General features: G+C 66.6%; 21 protein-coding genes and 1 pseudogene. 10 read left to right on the forward strand and 12 right to left on the reverse strand.

Going from position 1 to position 26,505, the window contains the following annotated elements; genetic code table 11:
- Positions 1–41: 41 nt before the first annotated feature.
- The gene (locus tag GDIA_RS04295) at positions 42–1,025 is read right to left on the reverse strand and encodes an ABC transporter permease (RefSeq protein ID WP_012553399.1); all 984 of its coding nucleotides are present in this window, start codon (positions 1,023–1,025) and stop codon (positions 42–44) included.
- A 31-nt stretch (positions 1,026–1,056) separates the two neighbouring features.
- The gene (locus GDIA_RS04300) at positions 1,057–2,601 is read right to left on the reverse strand and encodes a sugar ABC transporter ATP-binding protein (protein ID WP_012553400.1); all 1,545 of its coding nucleotides are present in this window, start codon (positions 2,599–2,601) and stop codon (positions 1,057–1,059) included.
- Between the two features lie 147 nt (positions 2,602–2,748).
- Here GDIA_RS04300 and GDIA_RS04305 point away from each other — a divergent pair, with 147 nt between their 5' ends.
- A complete protein-coding gene (locus GDIA_RS04305; protein ID WP_012226736.1) occupies positions 2,749–3,789 on the forward strand; it encodes a LacI family DNA-binding transcriptional regulator in 1,041 nt (346 codons plus the stop codon).
- Here GDIA_RS04305 and GDIA_RS04310 read toward each other — a convergent pair.
- The 6 genes from GDIA_RS04310 to GDIA_RS04335 are packed head-to-tail and all read right to left on the reverse strand — an operon-like array spanning position 3,768 to position 8,755.
- Positions 3,768–4,595, reverse strand: coding sequence for an amidohydrolase family protein (locus tag GDIA_RS04310; protein ID WP_012553402.1), 828 nt, complete (start codon positions 4,593–4,595; stop codon positions 3,768–3,770). The two genes, GDIA_RS04305 and GDIA_RS04310, sit on opposite strands and share 22 nt — an antisense overlap.
- Positions 4,592–5,029, reverse strand: a complete 438-nt coding sequence (locus GDIA_RS04315; RefSeq protein ID WP_012226745.1) for an RbsD/FucU family protein — start codon at positions 5,027–5,029, stop codon at positions 4,592–4,594. Before GDIA_RS04315 ends, GDIA_RS04310 begins: the two co-directional genes overlap by 4 nt.
- A 26-nt stretch (positions 5,030–5,055) precedes the next feature.
- Positions 5,056–5,829 (reverse strand): SDR family oxidoreductase, encoded by a 774-nt coding sequence (locus tag GDIA_RS04320; protein ID WP_012553403.1) that lies wholly within the window; start codon positions 5,827–5,829, stop codon positions 5,056–5,058.
- A gap of 8 nt (positions 5,830–5,837) precedes the next feature.
- Positions 5,838–7,118, reverse strand: coding sequence for an L-fuconate dehydratase (locus GDIA_RS04325; RefSeq protein ID WP_012553404.1), 1,281 nt, complete (start codon positions 7,116–7,118; stop codon positions 5,838–5,840).
- Positions 7,115–7,960, reverse strand: a complete 846-nt coding sequence (locus GDIA_RS04330; RefSeq protein ID WP_012553405.1) for a fumarylacetoacetate hydrolase family protein — start codon at positions 7,958–7,960, stop codon at positions 7,115–7,117. Before GDIA_RS04330 ends, GDIA_RS04325 begins: the two co-directional genes overlap by 4 nt.
- Before the next feature lie 42 nt (positions 7,961–8,002).
- Entirely contained in the window at positions 8,003–8,755 is a 753-nt protein-coding gene (locus tag GDIA_RS04335) for an SDR family oxidoreductase (protein ID WP_012553406.1), read from the reverse strand.
- A gap of 136 nt (positions 8,756–8,891) precedes the next feature.
- On the opposite strand from GDIA_RS04335, the gene GDIA_RS04340 reads away from it, so the two are divergent.
- On the forward strand, positions 8,892–9,626 hold the full coding sequence (locus tag GDIA_RS04340; RefSeq protein WP_012553407.1) for a FadR/GntR family transcriptional regulator: 735 nt from the start codon (positions 8,892–8,894) through the stop codon (positions 9,624–9,626).
- 51 nt (positions 9,627–9,677) lie between these two features.
- Here GDIA_RS04340 and GDIA_RS04345 read toward each other — a convergent pair whose 3' ends face one another.
- On the reverse strand, positions 9,678–10,136 hold the full coding sequence (locus GDIA_RS04345; RefSeq protein ID WP_012226755.1) for an Lrp/AsnC ligand binding domain-containing protein: 459 nt from the start codon (positions 10,134–10,136) through the stop codon (positions 9,678–9,680).
- A gap of 140 nt (positions 10,137–10,276) precedes the next feature.
- Between GDIA_RS04345 and putA the strand changes: the two genes are divergently transcribed.
- Positions 10,277–13,843: a bifunctional proline dehydrogenase/L-glutamate gamma-semialdehyde dehydrogenase PutA gene (gene putA / locus GDIA_RS04350; protein ID WP_012553408.1), complete on the forward strand. Its 3,567-nt coding sequence runs from the start codon at positions 10,277–10,279 to the stop codon at positions 13,841–13,843.
- Positions 13,844–14,010: 167 nt separating this feature from the next.
- On the opposite strand, the gene GDIA_RS04355 is transcribed toward putA, so the two are convergent.
- Complete coding sequence (locus GDIA_RS04355; protein ID WP_012226758.1) at positions 14,011–14,895, reverse strand: LysR family transcriptional regulator; 885 nt, start codon at positions 14,893–14,895, stop codon at positions 14,011–14,013.
- 102 nt (positions 14,896–14,997) lie between these two features.
- Here GDIA_RS04355 and GDIA_RS04360 point away from each other — a divergent pair, with 102 nt between their 5' ends.
- The 5 genes from GDIA_RS04360 (at position 14,998) to GDIA_RS19500 (ending at position 21,555) form a co-directional block, all read left to right on the forward strand.
- Positions 14,998–15,738, forward strand: a complete 741-nt coding sequence (locus GDIA_RS04360) for an SDR family oxidoreductase (protein WP_012553411.1) — start codon at positions 14,998–15,000, stop codon at positions 15,736–15,738.
- A 104-nt stretch (positions 15,739–15,842) separates the two neighbouring features.
- Positions 15,843–15,947, forward strand: a complete 105-nt coding sequence (locus tag GDIA_RS19050; protein WP_231854341.1) for a sugar-binding domain-containing protein — start codon at positions 15,843–15,845, stop codon at positions 15,945–15,947.
- A 315-nt stretch (positions 15,948–16,262) separates the two neighbouring features.
- Positions 16,263–16,649, forward strand: coding sequence for an MAPEG family protein (locus tag GDIA_RS04370; RefSeq protein ID WP_012226764.1), 387 nt, complete (start codon positions 16,263–16,265; stop codon positions 16,647–16,649).
- 110 nt (positions 16,650–16,759) lie between these two features.
- Positions 16,760–20,644, forward strand: coding sequence for an ATP-dependent helicase (locus GDIA_RS04375; protein ID WP_211205835.1), 3,885 nt, complete (start codon positions 16,760–16,762; stop codon positions 20,642–20,644).
- Between the two features lie 35 nt (positions 20,645–20,679).
- The gene (locus tag GDIA_RS19500; RefSeq protein ID WP_211205836.1) at positions 20,680–21,555 is read left to right on the forward strand and encodes an Lhr family helicase; all 876 of its coding nucleotides are present in this window, start codon (positions 20,680–20,682) and stop codon (positions 21,553–21,555) included.
- Between the two features lie 31 nt (positions 21,556–21,586).
- Here the strand turns inward: GDIA_RS19500 and GDIA_RS04380 are convergent, their stop codons facing one another.
- Together GDIA_RS04380 and GDIA_RS04390 are read right to left on the reverse strand one after the other, a co-directional pair.
- On the reverse strand, positions 21,587–22,387 hold the full coding sequence (locus tag GDIA_RS04380; protein ID WP_012553412.1) for an SDR family NAD(P)-dependent oxidoreductase: 801 nt from the start codon (positions 22,385–22,387) through the stop codon (positions 21,587–21,589).
- A 433-nt stretch (positions 22,388–22,820) separates the two neighbouring features.
- Positions 22,821–23,603: an SDR family NAD(P)-dependent oxidoreductase gene (locus tag GDIA_RS04390; protein ID WP_012226771.1), complete on the reverse strand. Its 783-nt coding sequence runs from the start codon at positions 23,601–23,603 to the stop codon at positions 22,821–22,823.
- A 324-nt stretch (positions 23,604–23,927) separates the two neighbouring features.
- Between GDIA_RS04390 and GDIA_RS04395 the strand changes: the two are divergent.
- Positions 23,928–24,946, forward strand: a pseudogene (locus tag GDIA_RS04395) (SDR family oxidoreductase).
- 39 nt (positions 24,947–24,985) lie between these two features.
- Positions 24,986–26,500: an FAD-dependent oxidoreductase gene (locus GDIA_RS04400; RefSeq protein ID WP_012553415.1), complete on the forward strand. Its 1,515-nt coding sequence runs from the start codon at positions 24,986–24,988 to the stop codon at positions 26,498–26,500.
- Positions 26,501–26,505 lie beyond the last annotated feature (5 nt).

Raw genomic sequence — 26,505 nt, forward strand, 5'->3', positions numbered from 1 at the left:
ATCGGTCGCCGAGCCACGGAGCAGCATACGGCCCGTATCATTCACCGCTTCATTCGCATCTGATCGATCCAGACCGTCCCGATGATGACCAGTCCGATGACGATCTGCTGGATGAAGTAGGAAACGCCGTTCATGTTCAGGCCATTGCGAAGGATGCCGATCACGAACGCGCCGATCATGGTACCGGAAATCGTCCCGACCCCACCCATCAGGGACGTACCGCCGATCACGGCGCTGGCGATCGCATCCATTTCGGCCGCGATGCCTTCATTCGGCTGCGCGGTCACCAGGCGTGACATCAGGACACATCCGGCCAGCCCGGCCAGCAGCCCCGACATGCCATAGGCCACCATCTTGACCCGCGCCACGTTGACGCCGGAAAGCCGCGCGGCCTCGCTGCTGGACCCCACGGCATAGGCATGCCGTCCGATCGGCATCCGGCCGAGCATGATGGCCACGACCACGGCGAGCACGACCATCAGGATGACGGGATAGGGAATCCCCACGAACACCACGTTCGGAAACCCGTCGCTGCCGTCGCGAACGATCCGGAACAGGGCGCCGTTTCCCAGCACCCCGAACGCATCCCCCAGCCCGGAAACCGGCCGTGCCCCGGTGATCTGCAACGCCACGCCGCGCGCGACCATCATCATGCCAAGCGTCGCGATGAACGGCGGCAGCTTCATCCATGTGATGATGATCCCGTTGATGGCGCCGCACGCGCCGCCGGTCAGGATTCCGATGGCGAAACCCAGGGGAACCGGAACCCCGGCCTTCACCGCGAGCGCCGCGACCACGCCGGACAGGGCAAGCACCGACCCCACGGACAGGTCGATGCCGCCGGTAATGATCACGCAGGTGGCGCCGATCCCCAGATAGGCGATCTGCGTGGTCTGCAGCGCGACGGTCAGCCCGTTATCTACCGAAAAGAACGCGCGCGACGTGAGGGCGAAAATCACGATCATCACGACCAGGCTGCCCAGGGCCGCGAATTTCTGGATCAGGTCCTTCTGTCGGTCGGACAACCGGCGCGCGGGTATAAGGGGCGGACGCCCTTCATGCTGCGGAACTGTTTTTGATGCCTGAAGCATAGGACATGATCTCTTCTTGATTGGTTGTTTTCGTGTCCAGGACGCCTGTTATGCTTCCCTCGTGAAACACCACGACCCGATCCGTCAGGCCCAGGATCTCCGGCAGTTCCGAGGAAATCACGACGATGCCGATTCCGCGCGCGGCCAGCGCGTCGATCAGCTTGTAGATGGCAAACTTCGCGCCGACATCGATACCGCGCGTCGGCTCGTCGAAGAACAGGATGCGCGATTCCCGGTACAGCCACTTGCCGATGACCACCTTCTGCTGGTTCCCGCCCGACAGCAGGCGTACCGGCTGCGAAACCGACGGCGTCCGGATATCGAGCGAGGCGACCGACTGGCGCGCGACTTCCCGTTCCCGATCGGCCCGGATAAGGCCGAACGCATTGGACACATCGTGGATATGCGCAAGCGTGATATTATGCGCGACCGACATGCCGATCGCCAGGCCGTCGAACTTCCTGTCCTCGGACAGATAGGCGATGCCGTGGGCGATCGCGTCGATCGGCGACCTGATGTCCAGCCGCCTGCCGTCCAGGATGATGTCACCCGCCTGCGCGGGCTCCGCACCGAAGATCGTGCGCGCGACCTCGGTCCGGCCGGCGCCCATCAGGCCGGCAAAGCCGAGAATTTCTCCACGCCGCAATGAAAAGCTGACGTCGCGGAAGGCCGGAAGACGCGTCAGGCCACGGACATCCAGCAGGATCTGATCATCGGGGACCGAAATCCGTTCGGGAAATTTGTCGCGCAGATCGCGCCCAACCATAAGCCGCACGATCTCGTCGATGCTGATCGCCTCGAAAGGCTGTGTCGCGACATATTTTCCGTCCCGGAATATGGTGACGCGATCGACGATATGACGGAATTCGTCAAGACGGTGGGAAATATAGACGATGCCGACGCCCTGGCGCTTCAGTTCGTTCATCACGCGGAACAACTGCGTCGTCTCGGCCTCGGTCAGGGACGAGGTGGGCTCGTCCATGATCAGCACATCGGCGTCCAGCGACAGGGCCTTGGCGATTTCCACCATCTGCTGCCGCGCGACCGACAGGGATTTGACCTGCGCGTCCGGTTCGATATCGACGCCGAGCCTGTCAAGGATTCCGCGCGCCTGCGCGGCCATCTTTGCCCGATCGACAAAGGGCCCGCGCCGGGGTTCGCGGGCGAGAAAGATGTTTTCGGCCACGGTCAGGTCGGGAACCAGGTTCAGTTCCTGATGGATCATGGCGATCCCGGCATCCTGCGCGTCCTGGATCGAGCCGAAGCGGCAGGGTTGGCCCCGGAAATACAGCGTTCCCTCATCCGGAATGTACAGGCCGGACAGGATCTTCATCAATGTCGATTTGCCGGCGCCGTTTTCACCGCAGAGCGCATGCACCTCGCCCGCGCGCAGATGAAAATTCACGCCGTCCAGCGCCAGCACACCCGGGAACCGCTTGGTGATCCCTGTTGCGACCAGCAGGTCCGGCACATCCGGCGCGTCGTCGGCGCTGCCTTGGTTGTCTGTCATAGCCCTCTCCAGGCCCAGCGACTTCGCTTGATTATTTTCTGTGGTCTTTTGCTAAGTCGTGTTAGCACACTATTAGCGTGTATCGTTCCGTGCAAGGACGATATCGGCCGCCCTGTGCATCTTCGCAAAACTGTGACGAAAGAACCGATGAAACCCGCCGTTCCCGCCATGGACCGACCCGACAGCGACCCGCCATCCATCGCGCAGGTGGCCAAGGCCACCAACTGCTCGGTCACCACGGTCCGGCTCGTCCTGAACGGACAGGCTGGAAAATACCGGATCAGCGCCGCCACGCAGAAGATCGTTCGCGATTATGTCGATCTGCATGGGTATTGCCTCAACCATGCGGCGCGAAGCCTCAAGCTGCGCCGGACCGATACGATCGGCCTGGTCGTGCCGGAGATCGCCAATCCGTTCTTTGCCGGGCTGATGGCCTGCCTGGAACGATTGTGCGCGGCCCGCGGACTGGTGCTGCTGACCGCGTCGTCCGGCGAAATGCCGGCGCAGGAGGACCGCGCGATCAGGGAACTGGGCACCCGTGGGATCGATGCCCTGATCGTCGTACCATGCCAGGCGCCCCGCTACGGGCGCCTTCTTGGCGGCGCGAAGGACATTCCGGTGGTCCTGCTCGATCGCGCCTATACGGGCGCCCCCTATACCGTCATCGCCAGCGACAATTTCGGCGAATGCGTTGCCCTGACCGATGCGATCCTCGATGCCGGGGAGCAGCCGCATTTCATCTGCGCGAATGAACGCCTGCCGAGCATCGGCGATAGAATCGCGGGATTCGGCGCGGCATGCCGGAAACGACGCATCCGGAACTGGCGCGCCCGGGTCCATTGCGCGGATCAGGACAGCATCCACAGCGCGGGAACGATCGTCGACGCGCTGCTGGCGCAGGGCGGCCCACCCCGTGCCCTGATCTGCTCCTCCCTCCTGATGCTGCAAGGGACCATGGAGCGCCTGAAGCTCCGTCTCGGGCAGTTGCCGCCGGATATCACCTTCGGAACATTCGACGATCATTTCATGCTCGATTTTCTGCCGAACCACACATTTGCCATTCGCCAGGACGCGGACATGCTGGCCGCACTGGCGCTGGACTATCTCGATCAGCATCCGACCGGACCCGACGGTCCCGGCCGTGTGCTTGCCCCCTGCACGTTCGTTCAACGCCCCGCGAGGCGATAGGCCCGGGCGGCCGTCCCGCCTTCGATCGCGGCGCGTGCCTCGCCTCCGACCGAGGCCAGAAGCGCGTCGCTTGCGTCACGCCACGCGTCATAGCCGCCTGCCATCTCGACCACGGGCCAGTCGCTTCCCCACATCACCCGTCGCGGCCCGAAGCACGCCAGGACATGGTCGATCACGGGACGCAGGGTTTCGACGCTCCAGTCATCGCCCGCCTCCGTCACCAGTCCGGACAGCTTGCAATTCATGGCGGGATGGTCGGACAGGTCGCGGATATGGTCTTTCCACTGCGCAAGGTCACCGTTGCGCAGCGGCGGCTTTCCGGCATGGTCCAGGACCATCGTCAGGCCCGGATGCCGTTCGGCCAGCACGCGCATGGCATTCATGTGGCGCGCCGTCACCAGCAGGTCGAGCACAAGCCCGGCCTCGGTCATCGCATGCAGGGCCGGCTGGACCGCGTCCCCGAGAATCCAGTCCGTATCGCCGATATCCTGCAGCATCGGACGCAGGCCGACGATCAGCGGCATCGCGGCCAGACGCGCCACCGTCGCGGGGGCGTGCACGTCATCAAGCGGCGCCCAGCCGACGACGCCCCGCACCAGGCCCGGATGGGCCCGCGCCTGGTCGAGCATGAAGCCCGTATCGATCTCGCTCGCCGCCGCCTGCACCAGGATGATGCCGTCGGCGGCATCGCGCCCCGGACGCGGCATGTCGAGGTCGAAATCGCGGTCGATCATCGAATGGGGCGGCAGCCAGCCATAGATGCCCGACGCCCGGTGCCAGACGTGACGATGCGCGTCGATCTTCATCCCGGATGATCCGCGAAGATGACCCCCTTGGCGAGGATCACGTTCCCATAGGGACGCCCTTCCCCGGTCTGGATCACGGCGAAGCAATGCGCGGTTTCTTCGTAAAATGCGTAACGCTCGATTCTGCGCGATGCCGCGTGGCCATGCGCGCGCAGCGTCGCGTCGATGTCCGCCACCGCTTCGGGCACGGCGTCCGGGTCGCCGACCTGCTGCATCGAGACGGCCGGATCATCGACGAAGCCATCCAGCGGCAACAGCTTCAATATGGCGTCCAGCACGGGCGGGACCGGGATCGCGGGCAGGCGGTTCAGCCTGCGGGCGATCCGCTCGGCCGGGAAGTTCGCATCGACGATCGCGACGCGGTCGCCATGTCCCATCGCCGCCAGCGCATACAGCACATCCGGCGTCAGCAGGGACGAAATACCGATCAGCATGCAGCCTCCTTTACCCGGCCCCGCGGTCAGAATGCGCGGTCGAGATGAATGTAGCCGCCATCCACGACGACCCATTGTCCCGTGGTGTGCGACGATACGGGTGAGAGCAGGAAGACCACGCTGTCCGCGATCTCGCGCGGCGTGGTCATGCGCCGCCCAAGCGGGATGCGCGCCTTGACCGCCCGGAGCTTTTCCTCCCGGTCGGCAAAACCGTCGAGCCAACTGTCATATTGCGGTGTCCAGACCTCGGACGGAATGACGGCGTTCACGCGGATCAGATCGGCGGCCAGCGTCACGGCCCATTCCCGGGTCAGCGAAAGCATCCCCCCTTTCGCCGCCGCGTAACCGCTTGTGCCGCCCTGCCCCGTCAGCGCGGTCTTGGACGCGATATTGACGACGCTGCCGCCCCCATCGCGCAGGCCGGGCAGCGCGTGATGCAGCATGGTATAGCAATGCACCAGGTTCGCGTTCAGCGACCGGCGGAAGGCATCCGGCCCCGCTTCGATGCCGATGGAATCATTGGTACCGGCATTGTTCACCAGTCCGTCGATCCTGCCATGCGTTTCCACGATGTGACGGACGGCACTCGCGCAGGCGCCGTCCTCGGTCAGGTCCGCCTGATGAAAGCTCGCGCGCGGCTGCCGCGCGCGCAGGCGCGCCATGAAGTGCGGATCGGGCGCGAATTTCCCCACGATCGCGGGCACCGCACCCTCTTCGGCAAGCACCTCCGAAATCGCGGCCCCGATCCCCGAGGCACCGCCCGTCACGATAACGACATGCCCGGTCAGGCGAAGATCCATGATGACACCTACGGGGCCCGATGCAGGAAGGTGCGCAGCGTGTCGGCTTTCATGCGGACCGAAAAACCCGGTGCCAGCGGCGGCATGTACCGTGCGCCGCGCACCACGCAGGGATCGGTGAAATGTTCATGCAGATGATCGACATATTCAATTACACGGCCCGCCATGCTTCCGGAAATCGCGGCGTAGTCGATCATCGAAAAATGCTGGACATATTCGCACAATCCGACACCCCCCGCATGGGGGCAGACCGGCAGGCCGTATTTGTCGGCCATCAGCAGGATTGCCAGGATTTCGTTCATCCCCCCCACCCGGCACGAGTCGATCTGGACCACGTCGATGGCCTGGCGCATGATGAACTGCTTGAACATCACGCGATTCTGGCACATCTCGCCGGTAGCCACCGCGACGGGCGCGACGGCTTCGCGGATCGCGCGATGCGCCTCCACGTCGTCCGGTGACGTGGGTTCTTCGATAAACCACGGGTTGGCGAAGGACAGCGCACGAACCCATTCGATCGCCTGGTCCCGTTCCCAGACCTGGTTCGCGTCGATCATCAGCCGGCGGTCGGGACCGATTTCCTCACGCGCGATCCGTACCCGGCGGACATCATCCGCCAGATTCTGCCCGACCTTGAGCTTGATGTGGGCGAATCCCGCCCGCACGGCATCGCGACAGAGGCCGCGCAGCTTGTCGTCGTCATAACCGAGCCAACCGGCCGATGTCGTGTAACAGGGATAACCATCGGCAAGCAGCGTCTCGATGCGCGCCCGCTTTCCGGCGGCACGATCGGTCAGGCGGTCCAGCGCCTCCTCGGGCGTGATGCAATCGGTCAGGTAGCGGAAGTCGATCGCGCGGACCAGTTCGGCGGGCGACATCTCCGCCACCAGTTGCCAGACGGGTTTTCCCTCGGCCCGCGCCCACAGGTCCCACACCGCGTTCACCACCGCGCCGGTCGCCATATGGATCACGCCCTTGTCCGGGCCGACCCAGCGCAACTGGCTGTCACCCGTCACATGGCGCCAGAACCGTCCCGGATTTTCCCTGATCCAGTCCAGGTCCAGGCCGACGACAAGCGGCGCCAGCGCGCTGATGGCTGCGCAGCACAGTTCGTTGCCCCGGCCTATGGTGAAGGTCAGCCCGTATCCCTCGATCTGCGGATCGTCCGTCTGGAGGGTCACATAGGCGGCGGAATAGTCCGGGTCCGGATTCATGGCGTCCGACCCGTCGAGCCGGGCGGATGTCGGAAAGCGGATATCGAACACGCGCAGGCCGGTGATCCGGGTCATGCCGCCCCCCTGACATATTGCTGCTGGATGCCAAGTCCCTCGATGCCCAGGCGCACGGTCTGTCCCGGCCGGAGATAGACCGGCGGCCGCTGGCCGAGCCCGACGCCCGGGGGTGTTCCTGTCGAGATGATGTCGCCGGGCTGCAGGCTCATGAACCGGCTGCAATAGGACACGATCGTGTCCACGCCGAAGATCATGGTCCGCGTGTTGCCGTTCTGGTAGCGGTGGCCATCGACCTCCAGCCACATCGGCAGGGTTTGCGGGTCTTCGATGTCGTCCGTCGTGACCAGCCAGGGGCCGATCGGCCCGAAACCGTCATAGCCCTTGCCCTTGTCCCACGTTCCGCCCCGTTCCAGCTGCCATTCGCGTTCCGAGAGATCGTTGACCACGCAATAGCCGGCGATATGCGCGCGGGCCTCACGCTCCGCCATGGCGCGTCCGCCCTTGCCGATCACGACCCCAAGTTCGACCTCCCAGTCCGTCTTGGTCGAGCCGGGGGGAATGCAAAGATCGTCGTACGGCCCGGCGATGGCGCTGGTCCATTTATTGAAGATAACGGGCTCTTCCGGAATGGGGCTGTCGGTTTCGGCCGCGTGATCCCTATAGTTCAGGCCGATGCAGATGAATTTTCCGACCGATCCGACACACGGACCGATACGCGCATCCACGGGCGCCAGCGGCAGGTGGCCGGGCACGAGCCGGGCCAGACGCGCCAGGGTATCCGGCAACAGCGCCGGCCCGGCGATGTCGGGCACGTGCGCCGACAGATCACGCACCCGCCCGTCTTCGTCAAGCAGGCCGGGACGCTCCGCCCCCTTCTCGCCAAATCTCAAAAGCTTCATGATGGACGCCTGCCTTGTTGTTGTTCTTGCGTCTTCCGGGTGTCAGTTGATGAACCCGCCATCGATGACCAGCGTGCTGCCGGTCACGAACGCGGCGGCGTCGGAGGCCAGATAGACCACGGCCTCCGCGATTTCATCGGCGGTGCCCAGGCGGCCCATGGGCTGGCGCGCGCGAAAGGCGCCCAGTGCCGCGTCCAGGTCGGTACCGCGCGCACGGGCCAGCGCCTCGGCCCGGGCGCGCAGCGACGGGGTTTCGACGGTACCGGGGCAGACGGCGTTACAGCGGACATTGTGACGCACATAGTCCGTCGCGATCGATTTCGTCAGGCCGATCACGGCCGCCTTCGAGGCACCATAGGCGCAGCGGTCCGCCACGCCCTTCAGGCTCGACGCGACCGAGGCCATGTTGACGATCGCGCCGCCGCCGGCCGCGATCATGCCGGGCAGGAAGGCGCGGATCATCCGGAACATCGCCGTCACATTCAGGTCGAACGAGAACTGCCATTCCCGGTCCGTGCAGTCGAGCAGCGCGCCGTTCTGGACCGTGCCGGCACAATTGAACAGCACGTCGACGGAACCGACCTGGCGCGCCACGTCGTCGATCGCCGCCGGGTCCATGACATCGAGCCGCAACGCGCGCCCCCCAGGACCGAGATCGCCCCATGCCTCCATCACGCCGGGATCGATATCGGTTGCGATCACGCCCGCGCCCTCGCGAATGAAGGCCTCCACGGTCGCGCGACCGATGCCGTTGGCTGCCGCCGTGATCAGAGCCCGTTTGCCCGCCAGTCGCATGACGATCCCGCCTTGTTATTGCTTTGGTGAATCTCCTATTAAATTGGTCCGGCCAATGTCAAGATTGGTCAGACCAATTTGCGACCCGCGCGATCACGCTTCAGCGAGGCCGGCGCGAGACGAGGACAGACGATACATGGCCGAAAGCGGCGCCAATCGCCGGCTCTACCAGCCGATTGCCCAGGCGATCCTGAAACTGATCGAGGCGGGCGACGTCCCGCCCGGACGGATGCTGCCGCCCGAGCGCGAACTGTCCGTCCGGTTCGGCGTCAGTCGCTCCACCGTGCGCGAGGCGATCATCGCGCTGGAGGTGATGGGCATTGTCGAGGTCCGGGTCGGCGCGGGCGTGATGGTGCTGGCGCCGGCGACGGCGCGTTCCAGCCTGGCGCGGACACGACTGCTGGAGCCCGATCCGGAACTGCCGGTGCCGATCGACCTGGAAACCGAGGTCCCGCCCTTCGACCTGCTGCAGGCGCGGCTGCTGATCGAACCGGAAACGGCGGCGCTGGCAGCGCAGAACGCGGGCCCGCGCGAGCGCGCGATGATCGAAGCGGCGTTCCGGCAGAATATCGCGGACAACGCCCGTGGGTCACGAACCCATCCGGGCGACCGCCTGTTTCACATCCGCATCGCGCAGGCCAGCGGCAACAGCGCCTATGAACTGACGATCATGCTGCTGCTGGGCCATCGCTATGGCGACCTGTTCCGCCGTCTCCAGCAGCTTTATACCCCCCAGGACATGCCCGGCCGTTCCGAACACGAACATGCGGCGATACTGGAGGCGATCCTGGCGGCCGACCCGCCGCGCGCGCGCGAGGCGATGCGCCGGCACATCCAGGCGGTGATCGGGATATTCTCGCGCGACACCTGACTGCCGATCCTGTAGGGCGTCAGGCGACCGATCGGCCATTCGCCACCAGCATCATATCGACAACGGAAGCCCGGCCTCGGCCTTCACCTCCTCCATGACCGTGTAGGTATGGGTCTGCCGGACGCCCGGCAGGCGTGTCAGCGTCTTTCCAAGGAAATTGCGATACGCGCCCATGTCCCGGACGCGGGCCTTGATCAGGTAATCGAACCCGCCGGCGACCATATAGCATTCACGGACCTGCGGGATCGACTTGATCGCCTTTGCGAATTCATCGAACAGGCCCGGGTCGGTGCGGTCCAGCGTGACCTGGATGAAGACCAGCAGACCCAGTTGCAGCGCCTCGGGGTCAAGGCGCGCCATATATCCCTGTATGATCCCGGCCTGTTCCAGCTTGCGCACCCTCTCCAGGGTCGCCGCCGGGCTGAGATGGATCAGGCGGGCGAGCTCGACGTTCGTGATGCGCCCGTCCTTCTGCAAATAGCCGAGAATCCTGCGATCCGCGTCGTCCAAGCGCCACCCCTTCCCCGAATATAATATGGCCGATCAGAGGTTCACCGTCCAAAATTCGGTAATATTTCTTATATTCGATACCTCGTTCGGTCACAACAGCGATACAGCGACGTTCAGGTTTCCGTTCGGACAGTGCCGCCATGATCCAGCCTTTTGCGACCCTCGATGCCGCCGTGCCTGCGCGATCCGCGCTGCGGCAGGCCATAACCGACCAGACGCGGGCACCCGAACCCGCATGCGTCGCGGCGCTGGCGCAGGCCGCCACCCTTCCCGCCTCGCTGTCGGCCGAGGTGCGGGACACCGCGACCCGGCTTGTCGGGGCACTGCGTCGTTCGGGTACGACGGGGCTGGTGCAAGGCCTGATCCGCGAATACGACCTGTCCACGCAGGAGGGCGTCGCCCTGATGTGCCTGGCCGAAGCCCTGCTTCGCATCCCTGACGATGCCACGCGCGACGCGCTGATCCGCGACAAGATCGGGCGCGGGCAGTGGCGCGGCCATGTAGGCAACGACGCCTCGCTCTTCGTCAATGCCGCCACATGGGGGCTGGTTTTTTCCGGCACGGTGCTGTCGCCGCACCAGACGGGCGGGCTGGCCGGAAGCCTGTCGAAGCTGGTCGCGCGCTGTGGCGAACCCGTGATCCGCCGGGGCGTGGACATGGCCATGCGCCTGATGGGCGCGCAATTCGTCACCGGCCAGACCATCGAGACCGCGCTGGGGAACAGCCGCCGGCTCAACGCGCGGGGCTTCCGCTATTCCTATGACATGCTCGGGGAAGCCGCGACCACCGCCGCCGACGCCGCGCGCTATTATCGCGAGTACGAGCACGCCATCCATGCCATAGGCGGCGCGGCCCAGCGGCAGGGCGTCTATCGGGGACCGGGCATTTCGGTAAAGTTATCGGCCCTGCATCCCCGCTATTCCCGGTTGCAGCGCCAGCGCGCCATGACCGAACTGCTGCCGCGCCTGACGGCGCTGGCGCGGCTGGCCTGCTGCTATGACATCGGCTTCAATATCGATGCCGAAGAGGCGGACCGGCTGGAACTCTCGCTCGACCTGCTGGAGGCCCTGTGCTTCGACGACACGCTGGCGCCGTGGCAGGGTCTCGGCTTCGTCGTCCAGGCCTATCAGAAGCGCGCCCCCCTTGTTTTGGACTGGGTGATCGACCTGGCGCGGCGCAGCCGGCGTCGCCTGATGATCCGGCTGGTGAAAGGCGCCTATTGGGACAGCGAGATCAAACGCGCACAGGTCGACGGCCTGACCGACTTTCCGGTCTTCACCACCAAGATCCATACCGACATCTGCTATATCGCCTGCGCAAGGACGCTGCTGGCGGCACCGGACGCGGTCTTTCCCCAGTTCGCCACCCATAACGCGCAGACGCTCGCCACCATCCACGCGCTGGCCGGGCCGGACTTCACCGATGAACGCTACGAGTTCCAGTGCCTGCACGGCATGGGCGAGGCCCTGTACACGGAAGTGGTGGGGCCGGAAAAACTGAACCGGCCGGTACGCGTCTATGCCCCCGTCGGCACGCATGAAACCCTGCTGGCCTATCTCGTCCGCCGCCTGCTGGAAAACGGCGCGAATTCATCCTTCGTGAATCAAATCCAGGACAACGGCATCTCGATCGCCCAACTGACGGCGGACCCGGTCACGCGGCTGGACCCGACGGCACGCAACGCCGCGATCCGCCTGCCCGCGGATCTGTATGCGCCGGAGCGGCAAAATTCGCGCGGCCTGGACCTGACCGACGAAAACACGCTCCGCGCCCTTGCCGCCGTCCTGCCCCGTTCCGGCATTCATGACGACACCGATGGCCAGCCCGTCGTGAATCCCGCCGACCACCGCGACATCGTCGGCCGGATCGCCTTCACGACGCCGGAACAGGTGGATGCCGCCATCGGCCGCGCCGAAGACGCAGGCTGGTCCGGGACGCCGCCATCCGTTCGCGCCGCCATCCTGGCGCGCGCCGCCGACGCGCTGGAGGCCGACATGCCGCGCCTTCTCGGCCTCATCGTGCGCGAAGCCGGCAGGTCGCTGCCGAACGCCGTGGCGGAAGTCCGCGAGGCCGTCGATTTCCTGCGCTATTACGGCGCGCAGGTTGCCGGTTCCTTCAGGAACGAGACCCATCGGCCTCTTGGCCCCGTGGCGTGCATCAGCCCGTGGAACTTTCCCCTGGCCATTTTCGTGGGCCAGGTTTCCGCCGCTCTGGCCGCCGGCAACACCGTCCTGGCCAAACCCGCGGAGGAAACGCCGCTGATCGCGCGCGCGGCCGTTCGCATCCTGCACGCGGCCGGCGTTCCGCCGGACGCCCTGCACCTGCTGCCCGGGGCCGGCGATGTCGGTGCGCGACTGGTGGGTGATCGCAGGGTGCGCGGCGTCGTGTTCACCGGGTCCACGGACGTGGCGCGCCTGATCCAGCGCCAGCTTGCCGCGCGCCTGAACCCGGACGGCACGCCGGTTCCCCTGATCGCGGAAACCGGCGGTCAGAATGCGCTGGTGGTCGACAGTTCGGCCCTGCCCGAACAGGTGGTCGCCGATGTCCTGTCCTCGGCCTTCGACAGCGCCGGACAACGCTGCAGCGCGCTGCGCGTCCTCTGCCTCCAGGACGACGGCGCCGAGCGTATCCTGACCATGCTGCGGGGCGCCATGGACGAACTCTCGGTGGGCAACCCGGACCGCCTGGCGACGGATATCGGGCCGGTCATTTCAGCGGAGGCCCAGGCGCGCATCACCGCGCATATCGACACCCTGCGCGCACGGGGATACCGCATCCATCAGGCGCCCCTGCCGCCGGACTGCACGCACGGCACCTTCGTCGCGCCGACGATCATCGAGATCCCGGACATCGCCGTGCTGGACCGCGAAATCTTCGGGCCGGTCCTGCATGTCGTCCGGTTCGCGCGCAAGGACATGGCGCGCGTGCTGCGTGACATCAACGCCACCGGCTACGCCCTGACCTTCGGCGTCCATTCCCGCATCGACGACACCATCGCCGCACTCACGTCCCGCGCGCAGGCCGGCAACATATACGTCAACCGCAACCTCGTGGGGGCCGTCGTCGGCGTGCAGCCGTTCGGCGGACACGGCCTGTCCGGAATCGGCCCGAAAGCGGGGGGACCGCTTTACCTGCGCCGCCTGCTGTCGCGCTGTCCAGTCCTGGACGGCGCCTTCGCACGACCCGTGCCCGAACCGGCGCGACTCTGCCGAAACTGGCTGCATTCCGCCCCTCCGGCCGGGGACGGACCGGGCTGCCCCGCGACCCCGCTCGGCACAACCATCACGCTGCCCGGCCCCGTGGGCGAGGAAAATATCTACAGCCTGACACCGCGCGGCACCGTCCTGTGCGCCGGCCCGACCCCGCAGGCGGTGGCGCGGCAGGCCGAAGCGGCACTCGCCACCGGCAATCGCGCGGTCGTGCCGGCGGCGCTGCTGGCCGTCCTGCCGCCGCTGCCGGCCGGTCTTTCGTCCCGGATCGGCGCATTCCGGGACCCGGATATCATCGATGTTGCACTCTGCGATGGGACCGAGGGCGATCGCACCGCCCTGGGGATGAACCTGGCCGGGCGCACCGGACCGATCGTCGGACTGCACACGCCCGGGCCGGACGGCGGCTATGCGCTGGAATGGCTGGTGCTGGAGCGGTCATGCAGCACGAACACAACAGCGGCGGGCGGCAATGCCGCGCTAATGGCCGCGGGGTAGGGTACGCAATCTTGCGAAATCTGACAGCAGGCCAGGATGTCGCATCCACAATACACGGCCTACGAGGCCGCCGCCCCTTCCTTCAACCTGGTTCGTGGGCCGCTGGACGACCTTGTCGATGGCGAGCATTAATCTTGATTTCCATAAAATTATCAAATACCAGCGGATTATCCTGCGAAGACCTGCGAAATCCAGTCAATGAACACGCGCACGCGCGGCGCGACCTGCCGGTGACGCGGATAAAGCAGCGAAACCGGCGTTCGCGACGGGGGATGATCGGGCAGGACCACCACCAGCGTCCCCTGCCCCAGATCCTGTACGACGTGATAGCGCGGTACCTGGACCAGCCCGAGACCCAGCCGCGCGGCCGCGACGAGACTCTCGGCCCCGTTCACCGCCACCGGGCTGAGCAGCGTAATCGTGCGCAGGCTGTCACCGACCATGAATTCCAGCGGCAAAAGGGTCCCGGTCGCCGACGAGCGGAACCCGACCATGCGATGCCCGTCCAACGCATCGACATCCCCCGGCATGCCGAACCGCGCGAGGTAGGATGGCGCCGCGCAGGTGACTTCTTCCAGCATCGCCACCCGCCGCGCCACCATGTCGCTGTCCTGAAGGTCGCCCACGCGCAGCACGCAATCGATCCCCTCCCGGATCAGGTCCACCAGTCGGTCGCCCTCGCTGAGGGTCAGTTCGATGTCGGGATAGGCGGCCATGAAGTCCGGCAGGCGCGGCAGCACGAAATGACGCGCCAGCGTGCCGTGCACGTCGACCCGCAGCATGCCGCGCGGCCTGGCGCCGCCGAACGCGGCCTCGGCATCCTCCAGGTCGGCAATCAGGGCGAGGCAGCGGCGATGATAGGCCGCGCCGTCCAGGGTCGGGCTGACATGGCGCGTCGTGCGTTGCAGCAACCGGACACCCAGCCGAGCCTCCAGCCGCTTGACCGCGTCCGTCACCGTCGAACGCGGCAGGCCCAGGTCGCTGGCCGCCAGCGTGAAGCTGCGGCGCTCCACCACCCGCGTGAACACCCGCATGGCGTCGAATCGATCCATCGGCTTTGTTCGTATCTTTCGGATTGTGATGCCGGATCATGGCCGATTATCCGGTTAGGGAAAAGGTTCATGGTCGCTCCATCCGCAACAGGAGAGCGAAAAATGACCCAGGCCCCCTGCAAGGTCGCAATCGTCACCGGAGCCTCGCGCGGCATCGGTGCCGCCATCGCCGCGCGTCTGGCGCGGGACGGATTCACCGTCGTCATCAATTATGCGGGCAGCGCCGCCCCGGCCGAAGCCCTGGCGCGCAAGATCGGAGACCAGGGCGGACGGGCGATCGCCGCCCGGGCCGATGTCAGCGACCCCCAGGCCGTGCGCGGCATGTTCGATGCGGCGGAGGCCGCGTTCGGCGGCGTGGACGTGCTGGTCAACAACGCCGGGATCATGACCCTGTCGCCCATCGCCGATACCGAGGACGCCGTTTTCGACCGTCAGGTCGCCGTCAATGTGAAGGGCACGTTCAACACGCTGCGCGAGGCCGCCCGGCGCCTGCGTGACGGGGGGCGGATCATCAATCTGTCGTCCAGCGTCGTCGGCCTGCTGCAACCGGGTTACGGCGTCTATGCCGCCACCAAGGCCGCCGTCGAGGCCATGACCAGCGTCCTGGCCAAGGAGTTGCGGGGCCGCGCCATCACGGTCAACGCGGTGGCACCCGGCCCCACGGCAACCGACCTGTTCCTGGACGGAAAATCGCCCGAACTGGTCGAGCGCCTGGCCACGATGGCGCCGCTGGAACGGCTGGGCCAGCCCGACGACATCGCGGCCAGCGTCGCCTTCCTAGCCGGCCCGGACGGCGCCTGGATCAACGGCCAGACGCTGCGCGCCAATGGCGGCATCATCTGAAGGGCTGTCCCACGCGTTTGCGTGGGACCTGCCCGTTACTGGATCGTAAAACCCCCGTCGATGACGAGATTCGCACCATCGACGGCCGTCCGGCTGACGTTCCCATGCAGGGCAGGGTAATCGGCCTCTCGCTCGACGAGCTTCGCCGCATTCCCAATGTTGTCGCGATCGCCAGCGAAAGCACGAAGATCGTCACAGAACGATCCTGAGCCTGGACTGACAGGCGGTAAATCTCCTTCGACACCGACGGCAAACGGAACCGGATCTTCAGGCCCGCGCTTCCGGGAATACCGCCTCGTCACAAGGATCGAAGCCATGTCCGCAAATGGTCTCTCCCGCACCTCCGCCAACATCCTCGGCACGATGAAACTCCTGGCGTCGCAGGCCGAGGATCTTGTGCCTGCTCCAGCGCCACGCGCGGCAATATCGACGTGACGTTGTCCGTCGCCTGATCGCGTCTCCCTCACCGTCCCCTCATGGGCCGGTGAGACGCTTGCGTTCTCCCTCGTGCAGGAATTCCTTCCATGACATCCGAACTCTGGGCCCTGCTGTGGTCGACCATCCTCTGCCTTGTGCTGCCCGTGCTGTACAGTCCGCTCTATTCCCGCCAGGTCGGTCAGGCGGCCATGATCGGCAATCGCGAAAATATCCTCGAGCCGACGGGGGCGGCGGGCCGGGGCCTGCGCGCGCATCGCAACCTGGTCGAAAACCTGCTTCCGTTCGCCATCGTCGTGCTGATCGCGCGCGCCGCCGGCATTTCCAACGGCATGACGGTACTGGGCGCGTGGCTGTTCCTGGGCGCACGCGTCGTACATACCACGAGCTATATCGCGGGCATCCCGGGTATCCGGACGCTGGCGTGGATCGTGGGCGCGGTCGGTACCGTGCTGATCATCGTGCAGATTTTCTGATCCTATCCTGGGCCGGTCTTTCGGCACCAGGCATCCGGTGCGATACTCGGGGTCAGTCGCCTCGATCCCGTCAGCGGCGGCACCATGGGCAGAAAGAACCGACCTGCGGAATGACGCCTCCCGCAAGACCCTCCACCACGAACCCGCTTGCGCGGTTCACCCCCGCGACCCGCGCGTGGTTCAAGGCCGCGTTCGCTTCTCCGACCCCGGCACAGGCGGCAGCCTGGACGGCCATCGGCGCCGGCGAAAATGCGCTGGTGATCGCGCCGACGGGGTCGGGCAAGACGCTGGCCGCGTTCCTGCACGCGATCGACCGGCTGTTCCGCGAACGCGAGGCCGAAGCCGTCGCCGGGACGGCAGCGGAATCCACGACGCCCGGGCCAGGGGCGGCGACACGCGTTCTCTACATCTCGCCGATCAAGGCGCTGGGCGCCGACGTGCAGCGCAACCTGCGTATCCCGCTCCATGGCGTGGGGGCGGAGCGAAAGCGGCGCGGTGACTTGGCGGTCGAGATCACCGTGGGCATGCGCACCGGCGATACGCCCTCCGCCGAACGGGCGGGACTGCTGCGCCGTCCGCCCGACATCCTCATCACCACGCCCGAATCGCTCTATCTGATGCTGACGTCGAAGGCGCGCGAGACGTTGCGGGGCGTTCATGCCGTGATCGTCGACGAAGTCCACGCCGTGGCCGGCACCAAGCGCGGCGCGCACCTGGCGCTGAGCCTGGAGCGCCTGGATGCGCTGCTGCCGACGCGAGCCCAGCGCATCGGGCTGTCGGCGACCGTACGCCCGGCCGATCGGGTGGCGCTGTTTTTGGGCGGCGCGCGGCCGGTCACGATCGTCAATCCGCCCTCCAGCCGCCGGCTCGACCTGAAGATCGTCGTGCCGGTCGCGGACATGAGCGACCTTGCGGCATCCGGCGGCCAGCCCGGCGATGGAGAACGGAGCACGCGCGCGGGCTCCATCTGGCCGCATGTCGAGGCCAGCATCCTCGACAGGATCCTGCCCCGGCGCGCGACGATCGTCTTCACCAATTCACGCGGCCTCGCCGAGAAACTCACGGCCAGGCTCAACGAACTCTACGCCGAGCGGTTCGCGCAGGACATGCCGGACCCCGAGCCGACCGCCCACTACGCATCGGTCTCCGGAAGCACCGAAAAGCGATCGACAGGCGCGCCGCCCCTGCTCGCGCGGTCCCACCACGGCTCGGTCTCGAAGGAACAGCGGCGCGAGATCGAAAGCGCCCTCAAATCCGGCGAACTCCGCTGCGTCGTCGCGACGTCCAGCCTGGAACTGGGCATCGACATGGGGCTGGTCGACCTGGTGATCCAGGTCGCGGCCCCTCCTTCCGTGGCCAGCGGCCTGCAACGGGTGGGCCGCGCCGGCCATCAGGTGGGCGGTGCCTCGTCCGGGCTGGTCTATCCGCGCACGCGGCGCGATCTGGTCGATGCCACCGTCACCGTCGAATCCATGCTCGCCGGCCGTATCGAGACCCTCGATCCGCCGCGCAACCCGCTCGACGTGCTGGCACAGCAGACGGTGGCGGCGGTCGCCGTCTCGCCCCTCGCCGTCGAGGACTGGTACGCGACGGTCCGCCGTGCAGCGCCGTTCCGGACGCTGCCGCGCGCCGCGTTCGATGCGACGCTCGACATGTTGGCCGGGCGCTATCCCTCGGACGATTTCGCCGCGTTCCGCCCGCGCCTGGTCTGGCACCGCGAGACCGGATTGCTGACGCCGCGCCCCGGCGCCCTGCAGCTTGCCGTCACCAGCGGCGGCACCATCCCCGACCGGGGACTCTTCACCGTCGTCCTGCCCGAAGGCGAGGAACGGGCCGGATCGCGCCGCGTCGGGGAACTGGACGAGGAGATGGTCTACGAATCCCGGGTGAACGACATCATCACGCTGGGCACGACGTCCTGGCGCATCGAACAGATCACCAACGACCAGGTCATCGTGACCCCTGCGCCGGGCCGTTCCGCCCGGCTGCCGTTCTGGCACGGCGACGGCGTGCGGCGGCCCGCCGAACTGGGCGCGGCGATCGGCGCCTTCCTGGCCGCGCTCGACACCGGTCCGCGCGAAGAGGCCGGGGACGGCGCGCCCCTCCCCGGACCGGAGACGCGGCTGCGGGCGGCCGGGCTCGATCCGAACGCGATCACCAACATACTGGCCCTGATCGACACGCAACGTACCGCGACCGGCGTGCTGCCGACGGACCGGACCCTGGTCGTCGAACGCTGCCGTGACGAGACCGGCGACTGGCGGGTCATCCTGCATTCGCCCTACGGGCGCCGCGTACATGACCCCTGGGCGCTGGCAATCGCGGCGCGGGTCCAGTGCCGGTTCGGAATCGACCCTTCGGTGGTGGCCAGCGATGACGGCATCGTCGCCCGCCTGCCCGATACGGCCGGGCGGCTGCCGGGCGCGGAACTGTTCCTGTTCGACCCGGACAAACTGCGGGGCATCGTGACGGAGGCCGTGGGCGGTTCGGCCCTGTTCGCGGCCCGCTTTCGGGAATGTGCCGCCCGCGCGCTGCTTCTGCCGCGCCGCACGCCCGGCCGCCGATCCCCGCTGTGGCAACAGCGGCTGCGCGCCGGCCAGTTGCTGGAAATCGTCCGCGATCACCCGGATTTTCCGATCCTGATCGAAACCGCCCGCGAATGCCTGCAGGACGTCTACGACCTTGCGGCACTCGACGGCCTGGCACGCCGCCTGGCGGACGGTGCGGTCCGGATCGTCGAAGTGACGACCGAAATCCCGTCGCCCTTCGCGGCGGACCTGCTGTTCGGCTACGTCGGGGAATTCATGTATGCGACGGACGCGCCGATTGCCGAGCGGCGCGCCTCCGTCCTGTCCCTGGACAGCGGGCTGCTCGCCGATCTTCTCGGCGAGGTCGATCTCGGGACGCTTCTCGATCCCATCATCATCGACCAGGTCGAAAGCGAGTTGCAGCGGCTGGCCCCGGCCCGGCGGGCGAAGGGAAAGGAGGGCGTGGCCGACCTGGTGCGCGAACTCGGCCCGCTATCGACGCAGGAGATCGCGCGGCGCCTCGCGGACGGCGACGCCGAATCCTGCCTCGCAGCCCTCGTAGCCGAGCGCCGCGTCATCCCGGTGGCCATGGCGGGCCAACCGTGCTGGGCCGCAATCGAGGATGCCGGGCGGCTGCGCGATGCGCTCGGCATGACATTCCCGCCCGCCCTGCCCGGCATTTTCCTGCAACCGGTCCCCGACCCGCTCCGCGACCTGTTCGCGCGATATGCGCGCACCCATGGGCCTTTCACGACGAACGCGGTGGCCGCCCGGTTCGGTCTGGGCGTTACGGTCGCCGATACGGCACTGGAGGGGCTGCGCGAACAGGGCAAGCTGCTCAAGGGCAATTTCGGCGTCGAGCGCCGGCTGGAAGCGTGGGATGAATCCACCGGGGTCGATCCCGTCCCCTCCAACCCCCTGGCGCGTCACGAATGGGTGGCCGACGACGTGTTCCGGCGCCTGCGGCTGCGCTCGCTCCAGGCGGCGCGCGAGGCGACCCGCCCGGCTTGCAGGGAGGCCTATGTCCACCTGCTGCTGGAACGCCATGGCCTTGTGGCCGAATCCGTCGGCCAGCCCGCGCTGCATTCCCCGCCCATGACCGGGGGAATGTTCACGGGCATTGACGGCCTCGCGCGCGCCATCGAACAACTGGCCGGCGTGCCCTTGCCCGCCTCGTTATGGGAAAGCCAGATCCTGGGGGCGCGGGTGCATCACTACATTTCGGCCATGCTGGACGAACTGATCGCCCTGGGCGCGGTCCTGTGGTGCGGCCATGGCAGGCTGGGCGGGGAAGACGGTCTGGTTTCCCTGCATCCCCGGGATTTCGCCGCCGAGACCCTGCCGCCTCCACCGGATGCCGATGACATGGCGGCCCTGTCGCCGCTTCAGCGATCCATCCTCGACGTTCTCGCCGATGCGGGGCCTATTTCGCACGCCAGCTTGCGACGCTGGCAACCGTCCGGCTGACGGAGGAACCGGCCGGAACCTGGGACGGAGACCCCATGGTGTCGGCATCGGACCTCGATACGGCGCTCTGGGACCTCGCCTGGGCCGGATACGTCACCAGCGACAGTTGGGCGCCGCTACGTGCGCGGGCGGGCGCACGCGCGGCCCACCGCCCCCGTCCGGTTTCCCTGTCGCGGCGGCGCAGGGGCCTGCGCGGCTTCCCGTCGTTCGCGCAACCGGGAACCGGCGCGCGGGGCGATCCGACCCTGGCAGGCCGCTGGTCCCTGCTGCCCCGCGAACCGGCCAGCGATACGGCCCGGGCGCTGGCATTGGTCGAGGGGCTTCTCGACCGCTACGGCATCGTCACGCGCGGCGCGGCCGTCGCCGAAGACGTGCCGGGCGGTTTCCCGGCGCTCCAGCCGATCTTCCGCAGCATGGAGGATGCCGGGCAGATCCTGCGCGGCCGCTTCGTCGAAGGACTGGGGGCTTCCCAGTTCGCGGAGCGCGCGACCGTGGACCGGCTGCGCGAACTCGCGGGCCGTCGCACCACCGATCCCACGCCGGTGGCCCTGTCGGCGGCCGACCCGGCCAACCCCTTCGGCACGATCCTGCCCTGGCCGTCGCACCCGTCCGCAATGCGCCCGACACGGCGCGGCGGCGCGTTCGTCGTGATCGCCGGCGGGCACCTCGTGCTCTATCTGACGCAGGGCGGACGTACCCTGCTGACCTACATCGATGCCGATGATCCCGCCCATGCCGGCATGCTCGGTGCCAGCCTGGCGTCGCTCGCCGCCACGCTGAGGCGTGAGAAACACCTCATGTTCACGCTTGAAACGGTCAACGAGCGTCCCGTGAGAACGACGAGCCTGGACACGGCCCTGCGCGCCTGCGGCTTCTCGCTTGTACCGAAAGGCCTGAGCTGGCATCAATAACCCGGCAGACATCCCATTCTTCCACAGGATGTCAAACCATGGTGCCCACCGAACCGCCATCCACGCGAAGGACCGCCCCTGTCGTGAACTCGGCCTGCGCCGATGTCAGATATACGATTGCCGCCGCCACTTCCTCTGCCCGGCCACGGCGTTTGATGACCATCATCGGACGTTCGTCCTCCAGAAACGTCCGGACGGCATCATCGAAGGACACGTTGTCACGGGCCGAACGCTTTTCCATCATCGCATCCGTCATAGGCGTGGCGATGAAGGCCGGGGACACTGTATTGACGGTAATTCCGTCCTGGCCATAGGTATTCGAAAGACCCTTGGCGAGGCTGAGAATCGCCGCCTTGGACGCACAATAGGGCAGTTCGTCCACATACGGCTGCACCGCGTCTTCGGAGGCCACGAAAACGACACGCCCCCACCCTGCCTTCCGCATCGCAGGTACGAAGGCGTGCGCCACGCGGACGGCACTTAGAAAATTGACGTCCAGGACCAGGTTCCAGTCCTTTTCGGTCAATTCGTGGAAGAGCCCGGTCGGACCGGTTATTCCCGCCGCCGATATGACGATGTCCGGATTGCCCATCTCCGCCGTCACCTGGGCATGAAGCCCCTGCACCTGGCGCGCATCCGTCAGATCGGCCGGAAATCCGCGAACTTGTCCGAATCGCGAGAGTTCCGCGACCGCGTCCTGCAGGGGCCCCGCCTCCTTGTCACTCAACGCCACCCGCGCGCCCTCGCGCAACAGAAGCCGGGCGGTGGCAAAGCCGATTCCGGAATCCCCGCCGGTAATCAAAGCCAGGCGATCACGAATTTCCAGATCCATGGGATATCCTCCATTCGTAGAAACCACTGACAAAATAACGAAACTGGATGGAACGGTTCCTCTTCCTGCGCGCCGGACCGGTCACCGTCCGGCGGGAAGAGCTTCCTAACGCGTCCCTGTCAGGGCGAGCCGCCGCGCGGGTGCGCGCCGCGTTTCCCGGGTTTCGGGCATAGCGAACAGGAACAGGAGAAACACGGCAATTCCACTTCCTGCCAGGGCCAGGAATGCCGCATTGAAGCCATAGGCGGACGTCAATAGGCCCCCGACAAAGTTCGAAAGCAGGGCCCCCATGGTACCGACCGCCAGCCCCACGCCGATCAGGGAGACTGAGGCATCACGCCGATCAGGTCGCTATCCTTCGGCTCCCCACGGGCGGCAGTCGCATGCACGGCCTCAGCCTGCCCGCCGCTGATGCGGAACGGTTACCGCACGATTACTGGGCGAGATATCCACCATCCACCGGCAGGACGGCACCCGTGATGAAGGATGCCTCGTCCGATGCCAGGAACAGGATCGCGCTGGCGACTTCTTCTGGCTTTCCCATGCGGCCCAGCGGGTGCATGGCGACCACTTTCGCGATGCCCTCCTTGCCCAGCTTGGCCACGGCGGGCGTGTCGATCGTACCCGGGGCCACGGCGTTGACGCGCACGCCCTTGTCGGCAAGGTCGATGGCGAGGTGCTTGGTCAACCCGGACGCCACGAATTTCGCCGGGCCGTACACAGCCTGGCCTTTCTGTCCCGCAAAGGCGGAAATCGACGACAGGCAGACGATGGCCCCCTTTCCCGCCTTTACCATTTCGGCCGCGGCATATTTGCAGCTGAGGAACATGCCGCGTCCGTCGACAGCCATCGTGTGGTCCCACAGATCGACGGTGGCGGACGCGAGGTCGGCCTCCGGGATGATACCGGCATTGGCGATCAGGATATCGATCCGGCCGAAATGCGCGACGGCTTCATCCATCAGAGCCTGCATGTCGGCCTCGCGGCTGACGTCGCCGGGCACGCCTGTCACCTGAATACCGCGCCCCGCGATCTCGGCCACCAGGGCTTCCAGCTTTTCCCTGTCGAGGTCGGCCAGGACCAGTTTCGCGCCCTCGGCCGCGAAACGTTCCGCCGTCGCGCGGCCCATGCCGTTGGCTGCACCGGTGATCACGGCAACCTTGTCCTGGATGCGCCCAGATGGCGAATTGTCCGGGCGTGCTCCCTGTACGGGCATTTTCGTCTCCTGCGATGGGGTGGATACCACCCAACGGGCGAAGGCCGGTCAGGTTGACCTTCTTTTTCAGGTCGCTCCCCGGCGGGCGGGCGTATGCGTCTCCTTCCCACCTGGCGCATGGCGGCGTTGCCGTATCGGCCGGAACGAATGTCCGCGGCCTGCGTATGCAAAAGAGTGCCAACCAATGGGCCGCCGCCGGACATGTGCCTGCGGAGAGATCTTGCCCGCATCGTCCCCCGACAGAATTCCGGGGGCAGATGCCGCTTGTCCGGGCGGCGACGTCATGTCGTCCCGTGGCGGTTTCGCAGCACGAAAGGAGTGCCGATGACTGACGACAGCAACAACCGGAACCATGATTCGTCGCGCCGCCGGCTGATCCAAGCCGCCGGCGTTGCGGCCGTGGCGGGCGCGTCGGGCTTCGGTCAGCGTGCAGCCGCAGCCGACGCACCGACTGCGGCCGCCGTCCCGCTTGCCGATCCCCGGGGACTGTTTCCACACGCCCCGTTCAAGGCGCAACCGCAGCCGTGGCCCGGCCTGGCATCGAAGATGGACCCGCGTCCCGACCATGGGAGCACAGCTACCGGGGCAGCGGACGCCTTGCCGGACGGAAAGCCCTGATTACCGGAGGAGATTCCGGCCTGGGCCGCGCCGCCGCGATCGCCTATGCGCGGGAAGGCGCCGACGTCGCCATCAATTACCTGCCGCAGGAGGAAAGTGATGCACGGGACGTCCAGGCGCTGGTGCAGCAGGCGGGACGCAAGTTCGTGGGGCTGCCGGGCGATATCCGGAACGAGGCATTCTGCCAGGACCTCATCGCCCGCGCCGCGACGGAACTGGGCGGCCTGGACATCTTCGTGAATTACGCGGGACGGCAGCACACGCATGACGATATCCTTGAAGTCAGCACCGAGGATTTCGATTGGACGCTCCGAACCAATCTCTATGCGCTCTTCTGGCTGGCCAAGGCGGCGATCCCGCGCATGAAGCCCGGATCAGCCATCATCTTCACCGCCTCGACGAATGCCTACAATCCATCGAGCAACATTCTTGATTATTCGATCACGAAGGCAGGAATCGCCAACTTCGCGAAAGGATTGGCGAAGCAGCTTGTCAGGCGCGGCATCAGGGTCAACGCCATCGCACCCGGCCCATTCTGGACCCCGCTGCAGGTCAGTGGTGGCCAGACGATAGAAAATGTCGAGAAATTCGGCACCGACGTGCCGATGGGCCGCCCGGGACAGCCGGCCGAAATCGCGCCCGTCTATGTACAACTGGCCTCCGCCGAAGCCAGCTACATGACGGGCCAGGTCGTCGGCGTGAATGGAGGGGTCGGACTGCCGTAATGGCGGCCGCGCCGATCATCTGTTTCGAGAGGATATTCAGTGACGCAAGACAGTCCATATCGCCGTGACGCGCCGTGGCACGACGTCGCGGCCCTTGAAGATCTCGATCCCGCCATCGCGCGCCGTGTGGAGGTCGAGGGTCACCCGGTGCTTCTGCTTCGGCGGGAGAACGGGCAGGTGCGTGCTCTTGCCGCGGAATGCCCGCATAAGGGCGCGCCGCTGGAAAAGAGTGTCGTATGCGGCGACCGGCTGGTCTGCCCATGGCACAAGGCGATCTTTTCGGTCGAGGATGGGCGGCTGCTCGAGCCCCTTGCCCTTGATCCTCTGGCATCCTACCCGACCGAGATCCGCGACGGGCGCGTCCTTGTCTCCCTCGGCGCACGCCCGCTATCGTCCGGGACCGAGGGGCCGGCGCAGAGCGTCCTGATCGTGGGGGCCGGAGCCGCCGGTGTCGCCGCCGCTGTCTCGCTGCGCGAATTCGGCTTTGCCGGCTCGGTGACCATGGTCGATAGTCAGGATGCGGCGCCTTACGATCGCACGGCGCTGACCAAGGCCGTACTGGCCGGCAAGGCCGACGGTGACATGCCCCCATTACTGCGTCCGGACGGCTTCTGGACCGATCACGGCATCGATCGCGTCGTGGGCCTGGTCGTGGCACTGGATGCGCCGTCGCGCGCCATCACGCTGGCGGACGGGCGGGTTCTGGCGGCCGATCATGTGCTGCTTGCCCCCGGCTCCACTCCCCGCCCCCTGGACGTACCCGGTGCCGATCTGCCGGGCGTATTCACGCTTCGGCAGACAGTCGATGCACAGCGAATGCTCGCGGCCTGTCCTCCGAACGGACGGGTCGTGATCAGCGGGGGAAATTTCATCGGCATGGAGGCCGCCGCATCGCTGACATCCCGGGGCATGCAGGTAACGATCATCGCACCGGACGATATCCCGTTCGCGAAAATGTTCGGCCGCGAGGTCGGCGCGCGGCTGCGGCGCCTGCATGAGGAAAACGGCGTGGTCTACAGCGGTGGACGACGCATCGTCGGAATGGAGGGAGACCAGCGTGTCGAGAGGGTCTCTCTCGACGACGGTACCAGTCTGGAAGACGAAATCGTCCTGGTGGGTGTCGGCGTGCAACCCGCTACCGGTTTCGCGGCGGCACTGGCGGCCCCGGATGGCGGCATCGATGTCGACGACCGCATGCAGGCCCTTCCCGGCATCTCCGTCGCCGGGGACTGTGCACGCATCACGCATGGCGACAGCCGCGTCCGGATCGAGCACTGGCGCTCGGCACAGGTGCAGGGCCGTCAGGCCGCGCGGACGATCACGGGTCGATCCGGGCCTTCGCGTTTTCTTCCCTGGTTCTGGACCCAGCAATTCGGAAGCAAGATCGAATATGCGGGCTATCATGAACCATTCGACGACGTGACCATCGAAGGCGATCTGGACGCGCTTCATTTCGTTGCGCGTCTGGCCCGGAACGGCCGCTGCGTCGGCCTGGTCACGGCGGGACGTCCGGACGTGACGGCGCACGCCGTGCTGTCCGGCAGGCTGGAGTAAGGGCG

Origin of the sequence: Gluconacetobacter diazotrophicus PA1 5, assembly GCF_000021325.1 — a bacterium.
In the GTDB taxonomy this organism is placed as follows: Bacteria; Pseudomonadota; Alphaproteobacteria; order Acetobacterales; family Acetobacteraceae; genus Gluconacetobacter; species Gluconacetobacter diazotrophicus.

Excerpts from the sequence above, each read along its gene's own strand:
- GDIA_RS04300 (WP_012553400.1), bottom strand. The coding sequence starts at position 2,601 with ATGACAGACAACCAAGGCAGCGCCGACGACGCGCCGGATGTGCCGGAC.
- GDIA_RS04305 (WP_012226736.1), top strand. The coding sequence starts at position 2,749 with ATGAAACCCGCCGTTCCCGCCATGGACCGACCCGACAGCGACCCGCCA.
- GDIA_RS04310 (WP_012553402.1), bottom strand. The coding sequence starts at position 4,595 with ATGAAGATCGACGCGCATCGTCACGTCTGGCACCGGGCGTCGGGCATC.
- GDIA_RS04315 (WP_012226745.1), bottom strand. The coding sequence starts at position 5,029 with ATGCTGATCGGTATTTCGTCCCTGCTGACGCCGGATGTGCTGTATGCG.
- GDIA_RS04320 (WP_012553403.1), bottom strand. The coding sequence starts at position 5,829 with ATGGATCTTCGCCTGACCGGGCATGTCGTTATCGTGACGGGCGGTGCC.
- GDIA_RS04325 (WP_012553404.1), bottom strand. The coding sequence starts at position 7,118 with ATGACCCGGATCACCGGCCTGCGCGTGTTCGATATCCGCTTTCCGACA.
- GDIA_RS04330 (WP_012553405.1), bottom strand. The coding sequence starts at position 7,960 with ATGAAGCTTTTGAGATTTGGCGAGAAGGGGGCGGAGCGTCCCGGCCTG.
- GDIA_RS04335 (WP_012553406.1), bottom strand. The coding sequence starts at position 8,755 with ATGCGACTGGCGGGCAAACGGGCTCTGATCACGGCGGCAGCCAACGGC.
- GDIA_RS04340 (WP_012553407.1), top strand. The coding sequence starts at position 8,892 with ATGGCCGAAAGCGGCGCCAATCGCCGGCTCTACCAGCCGATTGCCCAG.
- putA (WP_012553408.1), top strand. The coding sequence starts at position 10,277 with ATGATCCAGCCTTTTGCGACCCTCGATGCCGCCGTGCCTGCGCGATCC.
- GDIA_RS04355 (WP_012226758.1), bottom strand. The coding sequence starts at position 14,895 with ATGGATCGATTCGACGCCATGCGGGTGTTCACGCGGGTGGTGGAGCGC.
- GDIA_RS04360 (WP_012553411.1), top strand. The coding sequence starts at position 14,998 with ATGACCCAGGCCCCCTGCAAGGTCGCAATCGTCACCGGAGCCTCGCGC.
- GDIA_RS19050 (WP_231854341.1), top strand. The coding sequence starts at position 15,843 with ATGCAGGGCAGGGTAATCGGCCTCTCGCTCGACGAGCTTCGCCGCATT.
- GDIA_RS04370 (WP_012226764.1), top strand. The coding sequence starts at position 16,263 with ATGACATCCGAACTCTGGGCCCTGCTGTGGTCGACCATCCTCTGCCTT.
- GDIA_RS04375 (WP_211205835.1), top strand. The coding sequence starts at position 16,760 with ATGACGCCTCCCGCAAGACCCTCCACCACGAACCCGCTTGCGCGGTTC.
- GDIA_RS19500 (WP_211205836.1), top strand. The coding sequence starts at position 20,680 with ATGGTGTCGGCATCGGACCTCGATACGGCGCTCTGGGACCTCGCCTGG.
- GDIA_RS04380 (WP_012553412.1), bottom strand. The coding sequence starts at position 22,387 with ATGGATCTGGAAATTCGTGATCGCCTGGCTTTGATTACCGGCGGGGAT.
- GDIA_RS04390 (WP_012226771.1), bottom strand. The coding sequence starts at position 23,603 with ATGCCCGTACAGGGAGCACGCCCGGACAATTCGCCATCTGGGCGCATC.